Consider the following 21,626-nt stretch of genomic DNA (forward strand, 5'->3'; position numbering starts at 1 on the left):
ATTAATGGTGGCGATATAATGAGAAGCGACTTTTCGATCCAGCTGGTGACGCATCTTCATTGGATCAAGAAAGAAACATTTGCTCTCGACCGGGATACTTATTCCTACTGGACAATGTTCGCTGTGGAAGAAGGCAGATTCACTTACCGCATAGAAGAACAAGAAGGTGAAGCCGGATTTGGTAGCTTGGTGGTCTGCCCACCAAATACCTGGTTTCATAGAAGAACACTTGAACCTTTGACTTTTCACTTTATTCATTTCACGTGGGATTCGGAGCCTTCTCTTGAGGAGAGGCGGTCATTGAGCGGCAAACTGATGATCACGGACATCGAACGGCTGTTTTCCGACTACCGTTACCTGCGACTGCTTGCGTTGGAACAGGATGAAACCGCATTGGAGAGAAAACAACACCTGGTAAGCGATATATGGCGTTTATACGAGCTGGAGAGGAATGTACCGAAGGAAATAGGGTTAAATGGAATGACAACTGATATTGAGATACGTAAGGCTGCCCAATTCATCACCGCCAATGCATTCGGTCCAATCGATATGAAGGGCTTGGCGTTCTCGCTGCAGCTTACCCCAGTGCAGTTAACGAGACGTTTTCGTGCGGCTTATGGAATGACTCCTTCCGATTATACGACTCGGCTCCGCCTGGACAAGGCTAGCAAATTACTGCTGGAAACTGAGCTTAGTATCGACAAAATTGCGCAACTGTGCGGATACGAGAACGGCTTCTATTTAAGCCGCATCTTCCGGAACAAACGGGGAATGCCCCCTTCGCAATATCGCAGCATGCCTCGCGTCTAGCTTCAGATCTGATGGATGAATTCTCTTACACAAGTTTCACTCAAAAAGTTGGCGATATAGCATAGCTTCTTAGTTGGATTTATTCTGAAATCAACTATATATAGGAGCAAAAAAGCTTGTAAAGCTGGGTATCCAACTTTACAAGCTTACTGGCTTTGCTCTTGAAACAATGGCATTGTCCGGTCCGACGACTCCGACAAATCCTCTTGTCCGAAGTTAGGATAAATAACAGTTCTCGGCAGCCTTATTTTATATTGCTAATGACTTAAATCGTTCCCAGCTCTGCTGTAAATTTTGCGCTGCCCAGTTCATATGATTCTGGTTGCTATACTGACGATACGTACACTCTATATGTAAGATTAGATCAAGATATAAATCATACATCATTAACCGTTTCTTCTGCGACGGTGTCATTTCACTTATCCCATAACCCCTCACAAACGTAGGGCAATTCGCCAGCGAACGGAAATAATATTCCATTAACGGGTCGCCCCAAAGTGCCCGCTCACAATCGATTAATCCTGTAATCTTCCCGTTATCCACAAAGACATTTCCATCCCATAAATCCCAATGTACCAAGCAAGGCTCCTTAACCTCTTCCAGGCTAGATCTATGCCATTCAATAGCTTCCATTATATCCTTCACTTCAGCTGGAAGTGTGACATTTGCGTCCTTGGCATCAGCAAGCAAACCCGATACCATCGCCATAAATACATTAGACCATTCCTTACCTTGTTCTTCTTCCAGAGCAAAATAGCCAAATTGCTCTCCCTTAATTTCATTAATCAGTCGATTCAGTCTGCCTAATTCGGACTCTATTGCTTCCCGTTGCAACGGAGAGAGAGTTTCCTTTACCTTGTTGTACGGTTCCCCCGCAAGATACTCCATTAAGAAAAATTCCCCATCAATAATTGAGCTACTGTCATCGTAATGGAATACTTCTGGTACGGGGATTCTTCCGGTCTGCTTAAGTAAATTAAGAACTTCAACTTCTGCCTTCATCATATTGCGCTCATAACGCATTACCCCAGACGTAGCGTTAACTGGGGCCACTTTCAATACTACCTTGTTGCCATTATCCAAAGTGATCGCATAAGCGGAATTGAACCAGCCATCCTTTAATTCGCAAGCCGACAACATAGAGGTACTATTTTCAAAAGCAGCCTTTATCACGGCTTGTAGATCACCGTCGTCCAAATGTTGTTTAATTGCATTGTCCATTTCGTATCCCTCCTCGAATAAAAAAAGTACCCACCTTGCTACAATAGCCAAAGCGAGTACCTTCTGTCATCCTGCATCCTATATTTTCTGTAGTGAACTCTTACTTATGCCTCTTTACCTTCAAGAATCATGACTCCACGGCCTGCTAATGAAACAGAACCCGTTACCATTTCACCAGTGAGCAAATCCTTCTTCTGCTCATCCCCAATTTCCACTACAGCGGTTTCCGGATTATGATTCAACAAGAATAAATAAGCCAATCCGTCTTTAACGCGTCGTGTCACTTCCACTCCTGATGGAGCTTTCGCTAACGGTTTGATCCCTTTCTCATCACATAGGTTAGAGAGGAATCCCTGTAAGAATGAAGCATCTGGACTACTAGCTATATAATACGCACGACCAGCACCAAATTGATTCACTGTAATGACTGGACGTCCTTGATAGAAATCGCTACCGTATTCCGCCAGCACCTCCGCTCCTTCACTATGAATGAGATCGCACATTAGACCACATTCATAAGTTCCATCCAAGGCTCCCCATGACTGCTTCAATACGATTTCGTTCTTTTGATTAGGGAACAGTGCATCAATTTCCTCTGCCCAGATGCCCAGCAAGGAACGGAGTTCTCCCGGATATCCACCAAGGGTTACAAGATCACTCTCATTTACAATGCCGCTGAAGAAAGTTGTAACAAAAGTGCCGCCTGCGGCTACAAATGCCTCCACTTTTTTAGCGAAGCCAGGTTTCACCATGTAGAGCACTGGTGCAATAACGATGTCATATTTGCTAAGATCTTCTTCAACACCAATCATGTCACTCTCTACGTTCAATTCGAACAATGCATCATAATATTTGTGCACTTCGTCTACATAATTCAATGCAATGGTTGGTCCGCTTGATAGCTCTGTTGCCCAGCGATTCTCCCAATCGAAAATGATCCCTACCTTGGCTTTAATTCGAGCATCAAGGATCGAATCGGACAATAGGCTTAACTCTGCTCCAAGTTCTGCGCATTCACGGAACACCCGTGTATGTTCATGGCCCACATGCTCAATAACCGCACCATGGTATTTCTCGCAAGCTCCAATCGAACGGCGTAGTTGGAAGAACATGACGGTATCCGCGCCCCGTGCCACTGCCTGATAACTCCACAACCGCATCACTCCCGGCCGCTTCAGCGAGTTATAGGGTTGCCAGTTTTGCTGGCTTGGTGTTTGCTCCATCAGCATGAATGGTTGTCCGTTCTTAACTCCGCGCATGAGATCATGTGTCATAGCTGTTAAACTAATAGGGGTATCGAGGGATGGATAATTATCCCAAGAAACTACATCTAAGTACTTCGCCCATTCAAAATAATCTAGTTCCTGGTAGGTTCCCATCAAATTCGTTGTCACAGGAATGTTTGGCGTGTGCTTCTTAATCTCTTCATACTCTAGCTTGTAACATTCCAATAGGCTGTGTGACATGAATCGACGATAATCCAAAGAGATCCCTTGGAAATTCGTACGCCCGCCACCCCACTCTTCACTCAACTCGTTCGGAGGAACAATCTCTTCCCAACTATAGAAGGTATGTCCCCAGAAACGGGTATTCCACGCCTTATTCAACTTTTCCAAACTACCATACCGCTCTTGCAGCCATACACGGAACTCGGCAGCACAGTGTTCGCAATAACAATATCCTCCATACTCATTGGATATATGCCAAATTAATAGACTCGGATGATCCTTATATCTTTCAGCTAATTTTCCAGCTAGTCTCGCGGAATATTTTCTATAGGTGGGACTGTTGGGACAAGAATTATGGCGACCGCCAAATGTCCGCTTTCTACCTTGCACATCTACTCGAAGCACATCTGGGTGGCGGTTCGCCATCCATGCTGGGTGCGCACCCGTGCCAGTAGCCAAACAAACATAGACTCCATCTTGATATAGCCGATCCATCGTTGCGTCTAGAAATGAGAAATCATACGTCTCTTCATCCGGTTGGATCATCGCCCATGAGAAGACGTTCAGCGTTGCTACATCAATACCAGCAAGCTTAAACATCCGATTATCTTCTTGCCACGTTTCGGCATCCCACTGCTCAGGATTATAATCTCCGCCATACCATATCTTTGGTAATTTATTATTGATCACTATGAACACATCCTTTATGAAGTATAATTATATTACCATTCTAATTCGTAATCATTTCATGTTATATATAATATTAGGGACATTACATATAATAATATGGACCTCAAAGGAGAAGATGAATTCCTATGAAATCACTGCGTCGATTCGTATTTTCACCGACAGGAAATCCTGGGCTACCACTGATTGTCGAGAGCATTGGCTACAACCCCAGTCAAGAAAAAATCATACGTTCCCAAGGGTATCCTTGGTATCACTGGCTCCAAGTTGAGGATGGAGAGGGAGTGCTTACTTATCACAATGAAACGGTACAACTTTCGCCATACAGTGGTGTGCTACTCCCACCAGGACTACCACATATTTACGAGTCCTCCTCAAATAAAATATGGAGTACCCTCTACTTAACCTTTGGGGGAGATGCTTCTGCATCTATCCTTTCATCCTTCGGCATTCATGAGCCCGCCATCTTCTACTGGGAACCAAGTTCGCCATTTGTCTCTCTTCTAAGTGGGATGTTATCTAAAATGGATGATGAATCTGATATGTTCGGTTTAGATATCTCGGTGGATGCATACCGTTTTCTGGGACAAATGAGCAAGTTAAGTCAAGGAAATCACATATCCATATCTCGAAATATGGAGAAGTTAACCCCATTAATAAAATGGATGGATAGGCACTACGGTAACCCTGATATCGGATTAGATAATCTTGCAGCCGTGTTGGGCATCTCAAGCCGTCATTTAAGCAAACTGTTTCATCTGACGTTTGGTCTAGCACCCTATACGTATTTTGTACAAATGCGGATTCACAAAGCCAAAGAACGGCTGGCGAGCGAACCCGCGGCTACAGTCGCTTCCATATCAAGTCAAACTGGATTCCGTGATACCAGCCATTTTGTAGCCACATTTCGTAAACATACCGGAATGACGCCCCAGCAATTTAGGCGGCTTCATTAGTTTGAGAGTGTAACCCTTCTCAACATTAATTCTTCCTAAAAGATACCACCTTGCGGCGTTCTCTTGCTAACCAACACGGAAAGGTTTTCTGATGACATCAATACTATCAACTGATGAAAAAAGTTTGATTCGGCTCCGTCCAAAAGCGTTGACCTTCTGGAATAATTGAACCATCCGGGCTGCAAATTTCAAGTGCTGTTTTCCCGTAACGAATGCAACACCAACCACTTCGAGTGGCTGTGATCATAGCTGTGACTAGGTGTCCCATTTCCCAGTTTATTTCTACTTCAAATCCTCCGCGTGCCTTCAGTCCACTAACATTACCTTGAGGCCAAGCTTTGGGGAGAGCTGGGAGTAATTCTATCTCGTCCAAATGACTTTGTAGTAACATTTCAGCTATACCGGCTGTCCCTCCAAAGTTACCATCAATCTGAAAAGGCGGATGATCATCAAATAAGTTGGGATACGTCGAACGAGACAGAAGCGTATTCACAAAGTGGTGGGCTGCTTCGCCGTCTCTTAGACGGGCATACAAATTGATAAGCCAAGCACAGCTCCATCCCGTGTGTCCACCCCCTTGGTTAATTCGACTTTGCAGTGATTTACGTGCCGCTTCCGCAAGTTCAGGACTCCGAGTCGGCGATATCGAATTTCCTGGATATAATCCATACAAATGCGAAACATGCCTATGACCCGGTTCAGCTTCCGCAAAATCTTCGCTCCATTCCAGCAAGCGCCCGTCCGGCCCGATTTCCGGCTTGGCCATTTGCTCCATCGCTTCCTCCAGCTGAGAAATCCACTCGAGGTCGATTTCAAGAATGGATGCGGCTTGAATGCAATGAGTGAACAGCTCCCGAATCATAACCAAATCCATTGTGGAACCTGCGGACACACTGCAAGGTTCTCCATCCGCCGTCAGGAATTTATTCTCCGGCGAAGTCGAAGGTGCTGTGACCAGCGTCCCATTGGGTGCCGGTACAAGCCAATCCAGACAAAATTCCGCGGCACCCTTCAGCAATGGATATGCCGTATCCCGCAAAAAGCTTTTATCCCGTGTGAAATCGTAGTGTTCCCATAGGTGGCGGCAAAGCCATACGCCACTCATTGGCCAAAACGCCCAGCTGGCATCTCCGTCGCTCGGTGTAGCCGCCCTCCACAAATCAACGTTATGGTGTGCGGTCCAGCCCCGGGCTCCGTAGTGAATGCGCGCGGTTCTTGCTCCAGTTTCGCTTAAATCTCGGATGAGCCCGAACAATGGCTCATGGCATTCGCTTAAATTACAAACCTCTGCGGGCCAGTAGTTCATTTCTGTATTAATATTTGTCGTATAATTGCTATTCCATGGTGGTTGCATATGCGGATTCCATATTCCCTGAAGATGAGCAGGCTGCGTTCCCGGTCTGGAGCTCGCCATCAGTAAATAGCGTCCGTACTGAAAATAAAGAGCTTCCAAGTCTGGATCGTTTTTCCCTGCCTTGTAGTTGGCTAGACGCTCGTCAGTTGGCAGAGCAGTGCTGTCAGATTGTCCTAAATCAAGACTCAACCGCCCAAATAAACTTTCGTGATCATGGATATGGCGATTTCGTAGCTCATCGTATCTCAACTGGGCGGCCGCATTCAAAACAGAAGTACATTTCTCGGTAAGTGTATCTTGCGGAACACTTCCTGGCATGACGTTGTAGCCCGCGAAGTCAGTTGCCGCTGTTATCAACACTGTCACCGAGGTTGCCCTATTCACTTTCGCAATCCCCGATTCCCTCACAAGAGTTCCACCTTCGTGCAAAATAAGGATTTGAACCTCAAAGGAAAGTCCTAACCCCTCCTCATACAGTACCGATTGAGGATGATCCCCCAAATAGTTATCGGCAATATGGCTTGGTGCCCTGCCGTTCATTTTCAGCCCATTGTCTGTTACAGTTTCGCTGATCGTATGTCGTAACGGGGTATCGAGGGAAATAGATAGGTTCACATAATCTTGCGAAGGTGATGCAAACCGGACAGCCAAGACCTGGTCCACCGCGCTTGCAAACACTTCCCGGGTGTAGCTTGCAGCTCCGTGGGAATAACTTGACGTGGCAATTCCGGTTTCCAAATCCAGACCTCTATAATATTCTGTCGACGCAACCTCTCCATGGTGCTCCACCTTCAGATTCCCCAAAGGCTGATAGGACTCGCTTCGGCAGCCTAGCATTTTAGAGTTTACAATTGACTCCGCCTCTTTATATTTCCCGGAAAATATCAATTCCCTAGCTCGGCTTAAATGACGGATGGCATCATAATTTTGGGTGTCGCGCGGAAATCCCGACCATAAAGTATCCTCGTTTAACGCTATTACCTCCGAACGGTCACCACCGTAAACCATTCCGCCAATCCGCCCGTTTCCGACTGGCAGAGCTTCTTCCCAGCGGGAAGCGGGCTGATTGTACCATAACTTCCATCTTGTTTTCTCATGATTCGTACCCGCCATCTCTCTTACCTCCACTCCGTACAAGTTAGAAGAAAAGACCCGAATAAAAACACGGGCCTTTTCTTTGTTCTTGCTATAATTTTTTTTAAAACTATTATTTAATGTCTTTGCCTGTAAACAACGATACTCTCGCTTTAACAAGCTCAGTATATTCGGCTTCCATTTTTACTGCGCCGGCTTTATCCAGATCAGCTAGGAAGGCGTCATAGATTTTGTCGAAGTCAGACGTTTTGGCAAGAATAGCTTCTGGAATACGCTTGCGGACGATATCTTGCGTTTTCTTAGCGATTACTTGATAATCGCCGTCTGTTGGAACAGGCATGTTGTACAGCGCGCCCCATTCCTTAGCTTCAAAATCGCTTTCTTGCGGGAATAAATCTTTCCAAGTTGTAGCATTGTAAGCCTTCAACGATTCTTTTTCAGCATCTGAATAGAGTTCTACGATTTGTTCTGGGAAGTTGATCGTATAGTAATTATCTGTGGAGTCTTTAACACCGTCGCCATAACGCGCACTCATCACAGCATACAATCCAGCTGGATTACCAAGACCTGTTTCCTTAGTAAAGTTCGCTGTATCGTTCATTCTTCTTTCAGTAATCTCAGCCGGAATTACACGTTTTCCGTTTTCAACGGTATAATGTTTGCCTTCAATCCCCCAGTTTCTGAGAACTTGGCCTTCATCGGAAGCCAACCAGTCCAGGAACTTGATAGCGCGAACCGGATCTTTGCAAGCCGTCGTAATTGCGATACCGTATCCATCAATCCCAGCAGGTTGGAAGGAATGATCAACATAGTCTTCGCTCAACGTAACAGGGAAATGGGCGTAAGTAGCATCGTCTTTACCTGCAGCTTTCAAAGCATTTTCCCCATCCATGTAGCCCCACTCTTGGTCAATTAACCCAAGCACGCGGCCGCTGGCAATTTTTGCTTTGTATTGGTCTTCCTTCTGTACGAAAGTATCCTTGTCGAGCAATCCTTCATTGTACATATGGTTCAACCAGCGGAAGTATTCTTTCTCTTCTGAACGTTTGTAATGAAGCTTAGCTTCATAAGTTGTCGGATCGACATAATATTCTCCATCGTCCGGAGCACCAGTAGCTGCGAAAGCTGGATTGGTAACCGTGATCATGATTCTCCAGTCATCCGCAGTCAAGGTCAGCGGAATCGTAGGCTGTCCGTCGATGGTCGGATGCAAGGCATAATAATCTTTCAATACTTTTTCATAATCCTGCAACGTGCGAACTTCCGGATAACCGAGCTCTTTCAATACGCGATGCTGGATTTCAAAACCGCCTGTCGCATCAAAGTATTGGTTGTCGACACCCATGTTCGTAACGAGCGAATAGATGGCTTGATCTTCATTGCTGTATTTCAAACGGTTCATGTTATCGCCGATAACCTTCTTAATATTTGGAGCATGCTCCTCAATCAAATCAGTCATATCAACGATGAGTCCGGCATCGATCAGCTTAGACAGCTCACCTTTAGCGAAAATCAGATCCGGAACATCACCGCTTGCGGCCATCAAAGCAACCTTGCTCTCGCCGCCGCCAGCGCCTACATCAAATTCCGCTTCCAGGGTAACACCAGTTTTCTCGGTAATTACTTTACCGACATCATCCTTCATGCCGTTCCAGTTCGGGCTGGAATCCCCACCAAAGAAGCTAAAACTGATTGGGCTTATGTCCTCCGCTTTTTGTTCTGTCTGGCTAGAATTCCCCTTATTTCCTGTGTTGCCTGTGTTGCCTGCCGCACTGTTTTTGTCATTGTTGCCAGAGTTGCCGCAACCGCTTACAAGTAACGCACTTGTCAACAAAAGAGCAGCGAAGGTTTTAGGAGTTGTCCACTTCATTTCTAGTTCCCCCTCATTTCAAATGATAAATCTATATCGTATAACAGGCTAAACCTGCATATACCTTCCTTATAAGTAAAACCCTATTAATAAAAGCGCGTTTATTCTTGAACCCACCACAAAGTAAGGGCTTTCAAAGTTTGCCTAATAAAAGGGTCTTACTTGGTAGCAGCCCGCCGTACGTGTAGTTTAGTACGCCGGCGGAACTGCTCATTCTAAATCTTTAGCATTAAGCCTTAACGGCACCCAAAGTCATGCCAGATACGAAATATCTTTGCAGAAAAGGATATACGAGTAGAATTGGAACTGTTACGACAATTGTAATCGCCATCTTGATCGAATCCGGCGATACCTGGGCCATCTGATTGGCCAAGTCGTTCGCGTTTGCCATTGCTGCACCTTGGTTCGTACTGGCTAGCACTTTCATCAATTCAAACTGTAATGTAGTGAGGTTCGGCTTATTTCCGTTATACAAATAAGTATCAAACCAGGAATTCCATTGCCCTACTGCCAGGAACAGCGCAATCGTCGCCAGCACCGGTTTACAGAGCGGAAGAATGATTTTGTAGTAAATCTTGAAATCATTGGCACCGTCGAGTTTTGCCGATTCTTGCAAAGCGTAAGGCAATCCGTCCATAAACGATCTGATGATAAATACGTTAAAAGCGCTAACTGCACTAGGCAGAATATAAATCCAGAACGTTCCAATCAGATCCAGATGCCGCATGAGCATGTAAGTAGGAACCAACCCTCCGGAGAAATACATCGTCAGAGCCAAAAAGATAGAAACGAATTTACGTGATTTAAAATCCGGACGACTTAAGGTATAAGCTAGCATAGATGAGCTTATCAAGCCGAGTATGGTACCGGCAATCGTCCGCAACATCGTGATCTTAAACCCTTGCAACAAGCCTGTATAACCGAAAATCGTTTTGTAGTTTTCCCACGTAAACTCGCGTGGCCATAAATAAATGCCACCTCGAACGGTATCCGTTGAATCATTTAACGAGATCGCCAGCACGTTCAAGAAAGGATACAACGTGATGATTAGAATTACTGTCATCAGAATGATGTTGAAGATGTCAAATATTTTCTCAGATCTTGTTGAATTGAATGCTTTTACTGCCACGTTAGTCTCCTCCTTTACATGATGCTTTCTTTCGTCGTTTTCTTCATGATGCCATTTGCCGTAAGCAACAGAATGATACTTACAACTGAGGTAAACATACTAATGGCTGTACCGTATGAGAAACGGCTGATATTAATACCGTATTTCAACGCATATAGATCCAACACTTCGGAATAATCCGTCACCAGCGCATTCTGCAGCTGGAACTGTTTCTCGAAGCCGATACCAATCAAGTGACCGATCGACATGATCAATAGGACGGAAATCGTTGTCCGGATTCCCGGAAGCGTAATATTCCACATTTGTTTGAAGCGCCCCGCCCCGTCAACCCGAGCGGCTTCATAAAGTTCCTTATCGATACCGGTGATCGCAGCCAAGTAAATAATCGCGTTCCAGCCAGTTTCCTTCCATATATCGGAAGCGGTTACAATCCCCCAGAACCATTTCCCCTGAGCCATGAACTGAATAGGCTCATTAATGATATTCAATGACAATAAGATTTCGTTTATAATCCCACCGTCAATCGAGAGCATCTTCGTAATGATACCTGCCACAACGACCCATGATACGAAGTGAGGCAGATAAGATACAGTCTGAACGGTTTTCTTGAACATAGAACCCTTCAACTCGTTCAGGAACACCGCGAAAAAGATCGGCACGATAAATCCGAATATGATGGCCAAAATACTCATGGCCAACGTATTTCTTAATACCAGGTAAAATCTTTCATCGTGGAACAAGTCTACGAAGTTTTTCATTCCAACCCATTTCTGTTCCGAAAACGATTTGGATGGCTTATAGTTCTGGAACGCCATCGTCCATCCCCAGACTGGTAAATAGTTAAATACGAACAACCAAATTACAAATGGTAAGGACATCAGGTATAAATATTTCTGCCGAACTATACTCTGCCAAAATCCTTGCTTCCGCTTTTTCGGCGGTTTTGGGGTTACGCTTACATTTCTAGTATCGGGTTTTGCTGAGAGCGTTTCCATGTGTCCAATCCCCCCTTCTCTGCTATAACTCTATGATAAAGCAGAGAGGGGATTTGAAATACCCAATAGATTCTAGAAAAAACCATATAATAATTAGACATTGATCGGAATCGTAAACAAAATTTCCGTCCCTTTCCCATATTCACTGGTGATATTCAAGCCATGTTCCTCTCCGTAGGACAGGACGAGTCTTTGATGGACATTTCGCAACCCAATCCGATTGTTCTCCAGTTCATCCGGGGTTGAAACCGAATGTATTACCTCGGCAAGCCGTTCAGGTGACATACCCATTCCGTTATCCCGCACCCTGACTTGCACGACTTCTCCCTTATTCTGAATATCTATTTCCACTTTCACCCCATGCTCTTTATCTTCAACCCCATGAACCACTGCATTTTCAGCCAAAGGTTGGATAATCAATGGGGGAATCAGAATAGTATCTGATCCCGGATCGATGTTCAGTTCATATTGCAATCGGTCCTCGTAACGAAAATTCTGAATCTTCAGATAGGATCGCACCATTTCCATCTCTTCTTTTAACGGTGTCCTCTCCCTGCCGACTTCCAGATTTTTGCGCATTAATTGTCCGAGCAACCGGACGATATTCGCAATCTCCTGCTCACCTTTTATATGGGCATTCATCCGGATTGACTCCAAAGCATTAAATAAAAAATGCGGATTGATCTGACTGGCCATCATCTTCAGTTTAATTTCACGCTGGGCCAACTCCAGTGCCGTATTCTGTTCAGTTTTCTCCACAACTTGATTCATTAACGTCCGGATACTCTCGACCATATAGTTGAACTGCCGAGATAATTGCCCGATCTCATCGTTACCGTCGATCCTGGATACTACATTCAGATCCCCAAGTGCCAGCCGGTTCAAATGCCTGCTCAAACGAAGTAGCCGGTTGCTTGTTAGGAAAGAGACTATATATACAAAAACTAAAGCGACTAAAAGTACAAGTAAAATAATGAAGAGTCCGATCAAGCTCACCCGATTAGCATCTTTGACAATATCATTCGTACTGAAAACCGAAACAATTTTCAAACCGTTTATACTAGATTCAGGAACAAGTTCATCCACGATCATATATGAATGTTCTCCGTTAATTTTTACCTTATGGCTTCCTTTCTCCTGTTGGCTTAAATCAACTCCATAGTCAAGCGTTTCGAGCGTCTTGCCTACAAATGCAGGATTTTTTGCAGCCACTACATACCCTCGTTCATCGGCAATCAAAGTTTCAAACGGTTCCTGCCGCAGCATCCTGTTGAGCTCTTCTTGTTCTAGCGATACGATTAAAATTCCACTTGTTCGACGGGCGGGAAACGGCAATTGTCTCACCAGACTGAGCTTTTGTATAGGAATCACTTCATCATCATTGATATAAGCCCAACTCACGCTTTTCGTTTTCATCGCTTGCTGGTACCAGGCCGTTTCTTTCGTTTTATCATCTATGGGGACAAGCTCAAGATTATTAATCAAGGTCGAATTGTCATAATAAAATCGGACTCCGGCGATTTCCCTATATGTGCGTTTAAAACGCGGAAACTCATCATATTCCAAATATGCCTTTGTCAGTTCTAGAACACTCTCATACCGTGTGGTAACCATCCTCTCCAGATCCTTATCGAGCATTAAGGTATTCGAGACATCCATCGGGATACGCAGCATATTTCCAAGCTGAGTTTTGATTTTCTCTACGTTATTCTTTGTCTGATCAATGGCGCGGTTCATAGCTTGGTCACGAAAATAACTCACTACCCCGCCACCCACAATCATCACCGGAATCATCACTACGATAATATAACTGATGATCAGTTTATGCTTCAGCTTAAGATTGTTCGTTTTCATAATAAATCGTTTTATCACTTTGAAGCCTCCCCCGTATCTCTAACCTTTCCACTATACCGAACCACATTTATCTAAAAATACGAAAATATCCCCTTTCCTAAACAGAGGGGATATTTCGACACCGTTTGACACGGTATAGTAGTATATTAGATTACTTGTCTTGACAGGGCAACGACAATTATTTCAATGTTATCTGAAGCTCAACTTTTTCTGAGAAAGCAGCAACTTCGATCACACCTTGATCCGAGAGGTTCGCACCTTGAATAGAAGCAATTGCCTCATCACCATGAAGTGATACTTTGAACGGTTTGCCTACTCCTGCAGCATGTAGAGTTACTTGGGAGCCAGTACGTACGGCAGTAACCTCTAGCTCCGTTTCTCCTTTTACATTTTGAACCTTACGAGAAACGGTTGCACCATCTTGAAGCTGGAACAATTTCAATTCCACATGGTCTGCAAAATCATAATCCGGACGGACATCATTCGCCCCTATAGCAAGAATAGAGTTCTCACGAACGAACAATGGCAAACTCAAGAAATCATAGTTCTCTTTACGCCATGTTCCGCCTTCTACTGTCTTGCCAGACAATAGGTGCGTCCATTGTCCTTCCGGTAAGAAGTAGGTTACATCTCCTTTTTCGCTAAATACTGGAGCAACGAGTATGGAGTCACCTAGCATATACTGCCGATCCAATGTTTCTACTGCAGGATCGTTGGGGAATTCTAACAGCATCGCGCGCATGGTTGGGATACCCTGCTCTGTTGCTTGAACAGCTGTATCATAGAGGTATGGCATTAGACTACATTTGAGTTTCGTAAACATTCTTGTTACATCAACCGCTTCGTCATCATAAGCCCAAGGCACACGATAAGAAGTACTCCCATGTAGTCGGCTATGGCTTGATAACAATCCAAACGCAAGCCAGCGTTTAAATACATGTGCTGGTGCAGTATTCTCAAAACCACCAATATCATGACTCCAGAAACCAAAACCTGTTAAACCTAGGGATAATCCGCCTCTTAGGCTCTCCGCCATCGATTCATAATCGGCATAGCAATCTCCACCCCAGTGAACGGGGAATTTCTGCCCACCAACTGTAGCAGAACGGGCGAACAATGCTGCTTCATGCTTTCCTAGCTTTTCTTCTAGCACTTCAAAGACAACCTTATTGTACAGATACGTGTAATAGTTATGCATTTTCACCGGATCCGAGCCGTCATGGTAAACAACATCCGTTGGGATTCTTTCACCAAAGTCAGTCTTGAAACTATCAACACCCATATCTACCAGATCTCTGAGATAGCTTCCAAACCATTCACATGCAGCAGGATTAGTGAAATCTACAAGCGCCATGCCCGGTTGCCACATGTTCCATTGCCATACGTCACCGTTAGCCTTTTTTACGAAATAGCCATGACGTTTCCCCTCTTCAAACATACGGGAGCGTTGAGCGATATAAGGATTGATCCATACACAAATCTTGAGACCTCTCTCCTTAAGCCGCGACAACATACCTACTGGATCTGGGAATACCTTCTCATCCCATTTAAAGTCTGTCCACTGGAACTCACGCATCCAGAAACAGTCGAAATGGAATACATGTAATGGCAAATCTCTCTCAGCCATACCATCTACGAATGAATTTACCGTAGCTTCATCATAATTCGTTGTAAATGAAGTCGACAGCCACAGACCAAAAGTCCAAGCTGGCGGTAGCGATGGTTTACCTGTAAGATTGGTATATTTATTTAAGACATCTTTTGGCTCTGGTCCATCAATAATGAAATATTCTAATGATTCACCTGGAACGCTGAATTGCACTTTCTTGACCTTCTCAGATGCTACCTCATAGGATACCGCACCTGGATCATTCACAAATACTCCGTAACCTTTATTAGTTATATAGAAGGGAATATTCTTATAAGATTGCTCGGAGCTAGTGCCACCGTCTTTGTTCCAGATATCTACGATTTGGCCATTTTTGACAAAGGAAGTGAAGCGCTCCCCAAGCCCATATACCAACTCACCCACACTTAGATCCAATTCCTCACGCATATAAATGTTGCCGCCTGTTTCCGTAACATGCGCCATCGATTTAAATCCGCTGCCCGTAAGTCGTTCTGTTCCACGGAAGAAATCTACTGACCAATGAGTGCCTTTAGAAACACGAACACTTAAGTTTCCACTTTTGAGCTCAGCATACTCGTCATTCTCTGTAATTTCGACATGTTCGCCACCTTCACCATGTGCCAACTCAAAAGCTGGTCCATGTTCAAGCACACCTGCGAAATGAATCAGTTTCACGCCAATGACACCAGGTTGTGGGGAATGAAATTGAACGGTAAGCAGTGTACCATTGATTGTATCTGCCCGCCCGTGAAGAGGTGCACCGGATACATAAGCTGTCAAAGTATTATTCTGAATAGTAAAGTCATGGGGTTGAACCGCACTTAGAAGCGTATACTCATCACGAACCAACCAGTTGCCGTCAGTGAATTTCATATTAAAAACCACCTTTCATTTTTCTCATGTTGTGATAATAACTAATACGTTTTATACTTGCATTATACTGATTACATTATTAACAAACTTACATAATTAGATGTTTTTATAACACTATATTGATGAGGTGAAGAATATGGATCAAGCTCTGCGTCGCTCTTTAAAAGAAATCCGTAGTCATGGGGATGAACATCTCCCATTCGGAAACTACTGGTTCCAATATGGACCTGGAGAGCATGTAATTGACTGTCATTGGCATGACGAAGCTGAGTTTTTCTACTGTATTGAAGGAGAGACACTATTTCAAGTCGACACAGACTATTTCCCTGTACGCGCTGGACAAGCCGTATTTATCGATGGAGGGGATATCCATGCCGCTCATGCCCTCGGAAAGACAGGTTGTTCGTTTTTTTCACTCGTGTTTGATGTCAATTTTCTAGCGAGTGCGCATTACGATGCAGTGCAAGATAATCTAGTACTTCCGCTTCAAGAGCGAAAATCGACCTTTCCTCGGCTCATTCAGAGTGAAGCTGAATGTGAAATGTCTCTTCTGAATCACATCACATCGATCATGAATAATTGCAGTACTGCTTCTCCAGGTTATGAAGGCGCTATCAAAGGTCATTTGTACTTGATGTTATCCGAGATCACGCGTCATCAAATTTCCTGCAATCGCATTTCAAACAATCGAATTCAGTCCTCCAAGATTGACCGATTGAAGACGGTTATCCTCTATATTCAACAAAATTATGAAAATCCCATTCGGCTCTCTGAGCTCGCTGCTCTTATTCCGATGAGTGAAGGGCAATTCTGCCGATTCTTTAAATCGATGACTCGGCAAACTCCGATGGATTACATCAATTCCTATCGGATACGTCAGGCTGTCGAACTACTCAGGCAGCCTGACAAAAAAATATCCGATATTGCACTAGAAGTGGGATACGATAACATCAGTTATTTCATCCGTGTATTCCGAAAAACGATGAATTCTTCACCTTCGGAATTCCGCAAAAACTATCTCTATACCATGCGGAACCAGCTGACTTGAACCTCGCCTTTCAGTGTTAGGCGTACATTGCGGCGACCCGGCAATCCCTCCACAGGGAGGGATACCGTCGTCCAGGCTTGCCTGCCACCTGTTGGTGGTACTTGGCAAGTTGCAATGATTTGTTGTTCTTCAGAAGTACCGGAATCTAGCGAGATAGCTATCTCCCCACCAAGAATATGGCCTGATACTCTGGCCTCGAACTTGGACGCCCCATTTCCGAATTCAACATCATGCAATGAGATCCACCCGTTCCCATCCACCGTGCGTACACTCTCCCCGCCCTCACGGCATTCATCAATATAGACACGGCTATAACTATCATAGTTAACAGCCCTAACCGCTTCGTCCAAAAAACGTGGTGGAATAACTTCTCCAGTGACAGGGATTGTAGCAACCACAGCAATATCCTCAGAGGAACAACCTATCATTACAGTATAGATCCCATTCTCAACGCAATATCGATCACGGGTTACATCCCATATAGCGAGTTCAGATGTCTTCAACTCGAATACAACGGTTTCCTCTTCACCAGCATGAAGGTGTATACGTTTGAAACCCTTGAGTGTCTTTAATGGCCGCTTAACTCGTGAAGCATTTGCTCTCACATACAGCTGTACAACTTCATCTCCATCCATTTCACCCGTATTTCGTACAATCACAGACACCCTAACACACTCATCTTCTTTTACCTCAGACCGACTTAGAGACAGTCCGCTATAATCAAAGTTGGTATAGCTTAACCCATGTCCGAATGGATATAATACTTTTCCATCAAAATATTGATACGTCCGTTTGCCCTCGATAATATCGTAATCCATCAAAGCTGGAAGCTGGGATACGGAGGAATACCAGGTCATGTTTAATCTTCCAGCCGGGTTATAATCGCCATATAACACATCTGCCACGGCATGACCTAACTCTTGGCCTGCATGTGAGGTATATATAATAGACGGAATATATTCATTCTCCCAATTTACGGCAAATGGGTAACTTCCAACGATAACAACGACGGTGTTCGGATTGGCTTTGTACACAGCTTGAATCAATTCTTGCTGGTAAGCAGGTAGCGTAATGTCTGGGCGATCTATTGTTTCTTTACCATTAATGAAAGGATTATTACCTACAATCACAACAGCAGTCTCCGCAGCTTTGGCCGCGTTCACCGCTTCTTTGATCCCTTCCTGAACCACTTCAATGTAGAAGCTTTCACCAGTATCACTAGAATCATCTCCAGCATGGAGGGTAAACTCTTGCTTATCATTCAAGGAGAGACGTTTACCTTCCCATGACTTCATGTAGAAAGAATCCCCAGTAGAAGTATCTTCAAAACTAAATACCTCTTTGACAAACCAACCCCGAGCATCTTGGGCCGTTACAGTCAAAATACCTTCGTCTGTCTCTGTAATAAATTTACCAAGATTGAGTGATCGTAACGTAGTACTTCCCCAACCCCAATCCGTCCGTTCGAACACTTCAGCTTCTTGAACGTTATCGCGGTCAGCCACGAGTGCTGCCTTCTCTCCGGTTGCCACACCGACATATTTACCAGTTGTTACTGAGCGAATGACAATTCGATCTAACCCACTCTTGTAATGAACAAGGCTACCGGCGACCGTCTCCTTCACTCCCTGTAGCGGAGTAACTCGATATGGAGGCGTTCCACTATACCAATCCGTGAATGCTTCATCTGCTAGCGGTCCAATGACAGCTATAGTCCCACCATCTTTTCGCAGCGGTAAAAGACCGTTATTCTTCAGTAACACTACACTTTCACGCGCTGCAGTTAATGACAATTCTGCATGCTCAGGGGCGCACAGTTTGGATTCTGGCACACGACTGTAAGGATTAACCTCAGCTGGGTCAAATTCACCAAGACGGAAACGTACACGGAAAGTATTTCGCAGCGCATGATCTAAATCGCTTTCTGCCAGTAGGCCTTGCTCCAGCGCATCTCGAATCGCCCGAAACGATATATCCTGATCATCTGTAATACTATCTATTCCTGCCTTAACCGTTCTAGCAACCGCTTCAGCATAAGACTGGACATATCCATGATCCATGACTGTACCGAGGACATCACCGGCATCGCCGACCACAAAACCATCCATCCCCCACCTGCCCTTAACAATCTCGTTCACTTCATTGTTCAGGTTGCATGGTGTTCCATTGATGCCGTTATACGCCGTCATCATCGAGCCAGCCCCGCCCTCACGGAAAGCAGGCTCAAATGCCTTTAAGTAATACTCCCACTTGTTCCGAGGATCAATACTTACGGACGCAGTCCCCCGGTCAATTTCGTTATTGTTACCGTAAAAGTGTTTCAACGTGGCTACTGTTTTGTAATAAAAAGGATGATCACCTTGCATTCCCTTAACGAGTTCTGTAGATAATCTCCCTGTCAAATAAGGATCCTCTCCATATGCTTCCTCGGTACGTCCCCAACGTGGATCACGTTCCATATCTACAGTTGGAGCCCAAACAGTTAATCCATTAATGGCTGGGTCACGCCCGAAATAAATCCGCGCTTCATCACCGATCACTGAGCCGATTTCGTGCATGAGCTCTGGGTTCCAAGTACAAGCGAGTCCTGTATTCTGAGGAAAAACAGTAGCTTCGCCGAGCCAAGCAATCCCATGTGCGCCTTCCGTGCCATGTTTATATTTTTTCACACCAAGCCGTGGAATCTCCGTCTGATATTGACACATAAGCTCAATTTTTTCGTCTAGCGTAAATTGGGAGATCAAATCATTCACGCGATCTTCCAATGGAAGATTGTGATTCTGATAAAGAAAAGTGTTCTTGGTATCCTGCATATAAATACCTCATCTCTGTGTAGTTATAAAATTGAAAGCGCTATTAAAAATCACCCAAGATTATCATAACGTTACTAGTCCGACCTTCCTACACACATAATTAGTCCTGTTTTCATATAAAAATATAGAAAATTATAAAGCAGAAACGTTAAGTGATTGTTGTGGTAGGACGCTATGTGTACGAAATGTTGTTAGGCCTTATCCGATCAGACAGAGAAAAAGGGCGTCCCGAGCCAAATTCCTGACTTCGAGACACCCACTTAAATCTTTATATTTAGGCGTTAGCTACTTCTTTACGATAGGCGGAAGGGGAAGTTCCTACATATTTTCTGAATTTACTATGGAAGTAATCCACATTCGTATAGCCTACTTTTTCGGCAACCTGGTAGACTTTGAAGCCCTCTTCCAATAATGCTTTGGCCTTCTCCATCCGCACTTTATCAAGATAAGTATTGAAATATTCACCTGTCTCATTCTTAAATAATTTCCCTAAATATGCACTGTTATAATTCAGGACACTCGACAGTGTCTCGAGTTTAAGGTTGTCACCAAAGTTCCGATTGATGAGATCTAACATAATCTTGACTTCTCGCTGTTTGCCCCCTTCTCGCAAATGATTCATCATCTGTAGCAGAAGGAAATCAATTTTCTCAAACAACGATCGGATCGTTCGAACTCCATAAATTTCTGTTAGATAATCAGCATATTCTTTACTACGACTCTGAAGTTCAGGAGACTGCTTCAATACTTTCCCATGAATAGAGGTTAATATCTCTGCAAATCGCCGTTTGATCTCCATTTCATTATATCCCTCGGAGACCAAGAACTGCCCCGCCCGATGAACCAATGATTTCATAACTTCTTGATTCCCGATGTCCAGAGCATAATAGATCTGATCACTAAATGTGTGAGCATTTATATCCACACAATCTTCATTATTATGTTCTGCACTAGATAGGGAGTCAGCACAGAGTATCATTCCATTATCTAGAAAAAAGTGTAGTTTGATCAGCTCACGAGCATCACTATACGATTGTCCTATCTCATTAAAGGTGCTCACCTTCTGTCCTAATGCAACACTAAAATAGTCACCTGTATCAATCAGTAGGGACTCTATCTCCTTATATATTGTCTCCCTTTCCACACTTAGCAGCGGTTCTTTTAGCAATACCCCCATCTGAGAATGCATATAAAATACCCACCCGCGCCCGGTATCCTCAAAGGCTTCCATTAATCTTCTTTTAAGCATAGTTAGAGTTTTCGTATCCGTTTCATCATGGGATTGAACCGAGATCAATAACACCTGATAATGTTTCCACAACAACCCCAGTTCTTCGGCCTTCTTGCTAAGAACGGTGGCATCCTCGTTCTCATCCTTGGGTTCACTCAATACAGATAGAATCAGCGCCTCACGGGTCCAGACTTTGGTGACATTACTCCACTGTTCATTGACTTGCTCACTCTGAATTTCCGTTTTAATTTTGTTCAAGTAGCTGATTAGTTCATCTTCATCCACCGGTTTTAACAGATAGCCGTCCGCTCGTTGCGTAATAGCCTGTTTCGCATAATCAAAATCAGCGTAACCACTCAATATTAATATGTGTAAATCGGTGTCGATCTCGCGTAATTTCTGGATCAGTTGCAATCCGTTCATTCCTGGCATACGAATATCTGCTAGAACCAGATCTGGTTTATACTGTTCGAATTTAATCAAAGCCTCGTTACCATTCGCCGCCGTATCTACCACGGTATAACCAAGAGATTCCCAGTCTATAAAAGACCGTAGACCTTCTCTTAACTTCGGTTCATCATCTACAATCAGCACTTTGATCATTGGTTATTC

At 44.2% G+C, this 21,626-nt stretch carries 13 protein-coding genes; 3 read left to right on the plus strand and 10 right to left on the minus strand.

Annotated elements, in window-relative coordinates:
• The first annotated feature begins 18 nt into the window (after window positions 1-18).
• The gene (locus tag NST85_RS21625) at window positions 19-810 is read left to right on the plus strand and encodes an AraC family transcriptional regulator (RefSeq protein WP_341190348.1); all 792 of its coding nucleotides are present in this window, start codon (window positions 19-21) and stop codon (window positions 808-810) included.
• A 249-nt stretch (window positions 811-1,059) separates the two neighbouring features.
• Here NST85_RS21625 and NST85_RS21630 read toward each other — a convergent pair whose 3' ends face one another.
• Both NST85_RS21630 and NST85_RS21635 read right to left on the minus strand, forming a co-directional pair.
• Window positions 1,060-2,031 (minus strand): aminoglycoside phosphotransferase family protein, encoded by a 972-nt coding sequence (locus tag NST85_RS21630; protein WP_341190349.1) that lies wholly within the window; start codon window positions 2,029-2,031, stop codon window positions 1,060-1,062.
• A 104-nt stretch (window positions 2,032-2,135) separates the two neighbouring features.
• Entirely contained in the window at window positions 2,136-4,169 is a 2,034-nt protein-coding gene (locus NST85_RS21635; RefSeq protein ID WP_341190350.1) for a beta-galactosidase, read from the minus strand.
• Window positions 4,170-4,294: 125 nt separating this feature from the next.
• Here NST85_RS21635 and NST85_RS21640 point away from each other — a divergent pair, with 125 nt between their 5' ends.
• A complete protein-coding gene (locus NST85_RS21640) occupies window positions 4,295-5,122 on the plus strand; it encodes an AraC family transcriptional regulator (protein WP_341190351.1) in 828 nt (275 codons plus the stop codon).
• Between the two features lie 106 nt (window positions 5,123-5,228).
• Here the strand turns inward: NST85_RS21640 and NST85_RS21645 are convergent, their stop codons facing one another.
• From NST85_RS21645 to yicI, 6 genes are all read right to left on the minus strand, one after another.
• Window positions 5,229-7,589: a glycoside hydrolase family 95 protein gene (locus tag NST85_RS21645; RefSeq protein ID WP_341190352.1), complete on the minus strand. Its 2,361-nt coding sequence runs from the start codon at window positions 7,587-7,589 to the stop codon at window positions 5,229-5,231.
• A 94-nt stretch (window positions 7,590-7,683) separates the two neighbouring features.
• Window positions 7,684-9,441, minus strand: a complete 1,758-nt coding sequence (locus tag NST85_RS21650) for an ABC transporter substrate-binding protein (RefSeq protein ID WP_341190353.1) — start codon at window positions 9,439-9,441, stop codon at window positions 7,684-7,686.
• A 229-nt stretch (window positions 9,442-9,670) separates the two neighbouring features.
• A complete protein-coding gene (locus NST85_RS21655) occupies window positions 9,671-10,570 on the minus strand; it encodes a carbohydrate ABC transporter permease (protein ID WP_211350089.1) in 900 nt (299 codons plus the stop codon).
• Window positions 10,571-10,584: 14 nt separating this feature from the next.
• Entirely contained in the window at window positions 10,585-11,565 is a 981-nt protein-coding gene (locus NST85_RS21660; protein WP_127192216.1) for an ABC transporter permease, read from the minus strand.
• 93 nt (window positions 11,566-11,658) lie between these two features.
• Window positions 11,659-13,419, minus strand: a complete 1,761-nt coding sequence (locus tag NST85_RS21665) for a sensor histidine kinase (RefSeq protein ID WP_445671188.1) — start codon at window positions 13,417-13,419, stop codon at window positions 11,659-11,661.
• Between the two features lie 178 nt (window positions 13,420-13,597).
• A complete protein-coding gene (gene yicI / locus NST85_RS21670) occupies window positions 13,598-15,922 on the minus strand; it encodes an alpha-xylosidase (RefSeq protein WP_341190355.1) in 2,325 nt (774 codons plus the stop codon).
• Window positions 15,923-16,058: 136 nt separating this feature from the next.
• Between yicI and NST85_RS21675 the strand changes: the two genes are divergently transcribed.
• Window positions 16,059-16,970, plus strand: a complete 912-nt coding sequence (locus NST85_RS21675; protein ID WP_341190356.1) for an AraC family transcriptional regulator — start codon at window positions 16,059-16,061, stop codon at window positions 16,968-16,970.
• Here NST85_RS21675 and NST85_RS21680 read toward each other — a convergent pair.
• The gene (locus NST85_RS21680) at window positions 16,943-19,783 is read right to left on the minus strand and encodes a glycoside hydrolase family 3 protein (RefSeq protein WP_341190357.1); all 2,841 of its coding nucleotides are present in this window, start codon (window positions 19,781-19,783) and stop codon (window positions 16,943-16,945) included. The two genes, NST85_RS21675 and NST85_RS21680, sit on opposite strands and share 28 nt — an antisense overlap.
• A gap of 274 nt (window positions 19,784-20,057) precedes the next feature.
• On the minus strand, window positions 20,058-21,617 hold the full coding sequence (locus tag NST85_RS21685; protein WP_341190358.1) for a response regulator transcription factor: 1,560 nt from the start codon (window positions 21,615-21,617) through the stop codon (window positions 20,058-20,060).
• Window positions 21,618-21,626: the final 9 nt, after the last annotated feature.

Source organism: Paenibacillus sp. FSL K6-2524 (genome assembly GCF_038005525.1).
Taxonomy (GTDB): domain Bacteria; phylum Bacillota; class Bacilli; order Paenibacillales; family Paenibacillaceae; genus Fontibacillus; species Fontibacillus anaericanus.

Coding starts and splice junctions, on each gene's coding strand:
- NST85_RS21625 (WP_341190348.1), top strand. CDS start 19: ATGAGAAGCGACTTTTCGATCCAGCTGGTGACGCATCTTCATTGGATC.
- NST85_RS21630 (WP_341190349.1), bottom strand. CDS start 2,031: ATGGACAATGCAATTAAACAACATTTGGACGACGGTGATCTACAAGCC.
- NST85_RS21640 (WP_341190351.1), top strand. CDS start 4,295: ATGAAATCACTGCGTCGATTCGTATTTTCACCGACAGGAAATCCTGGG.
- NST85_RS21645 (WP_341190352.1), bottom strand. CDS start 7,589: ATGGCGGGTACGAATCATGAGAAAACAAGATGGAAGTTATGGTACAAT.
- NST85_RS21650 (WP_341190353.1), bottom strand. CDS start 9,441: ATGAAGTGGACAACTCCTAAAACCTTCGCTGCTCTTTTGTTGACAAGT.
- NST85_RS21660 (WP_127192216.1), bottom strand. CDS start 11,565: ATGGAAACGCTCTCAGCAAAACCCGATACTAGAAATGTAAGCGTAACC.
- NST85_RS21665 (WP_445671188.1), bottom strand. CDS start 13,419: ATGAAAACGAACAATCTTAAGCTGAAGCATAAACTGATCATCAGTTAT.
- yicI (WP_341190355.1), bottom strand. CDS start 15,922: ATGAAATTCACTGACGGCAACTGGTTGGTTCGTGATGAGTATACGCTT.
- NST85_RS21675 (WP_341190356.1), top strand. CDS start 16,059: ATGGATCAAGCTCTGCGTCGCTCTTTAAAAGAAATCCGTAGTCATGGG.
- NST85_RS21680 (WP_341190357.1), bottom strand. CDS start 19,783: ATGCAGGATACCAAGAACACTTTTCTTTATCAGAATCACAATCTTCCA.
- NST85_RS21685 (WP_341190358.1), bottom strand. CDS start 21,617: ATGATCAAAGTGCTGATTGTAGATGATGAACCGAAGTTAAGAGAAGGT.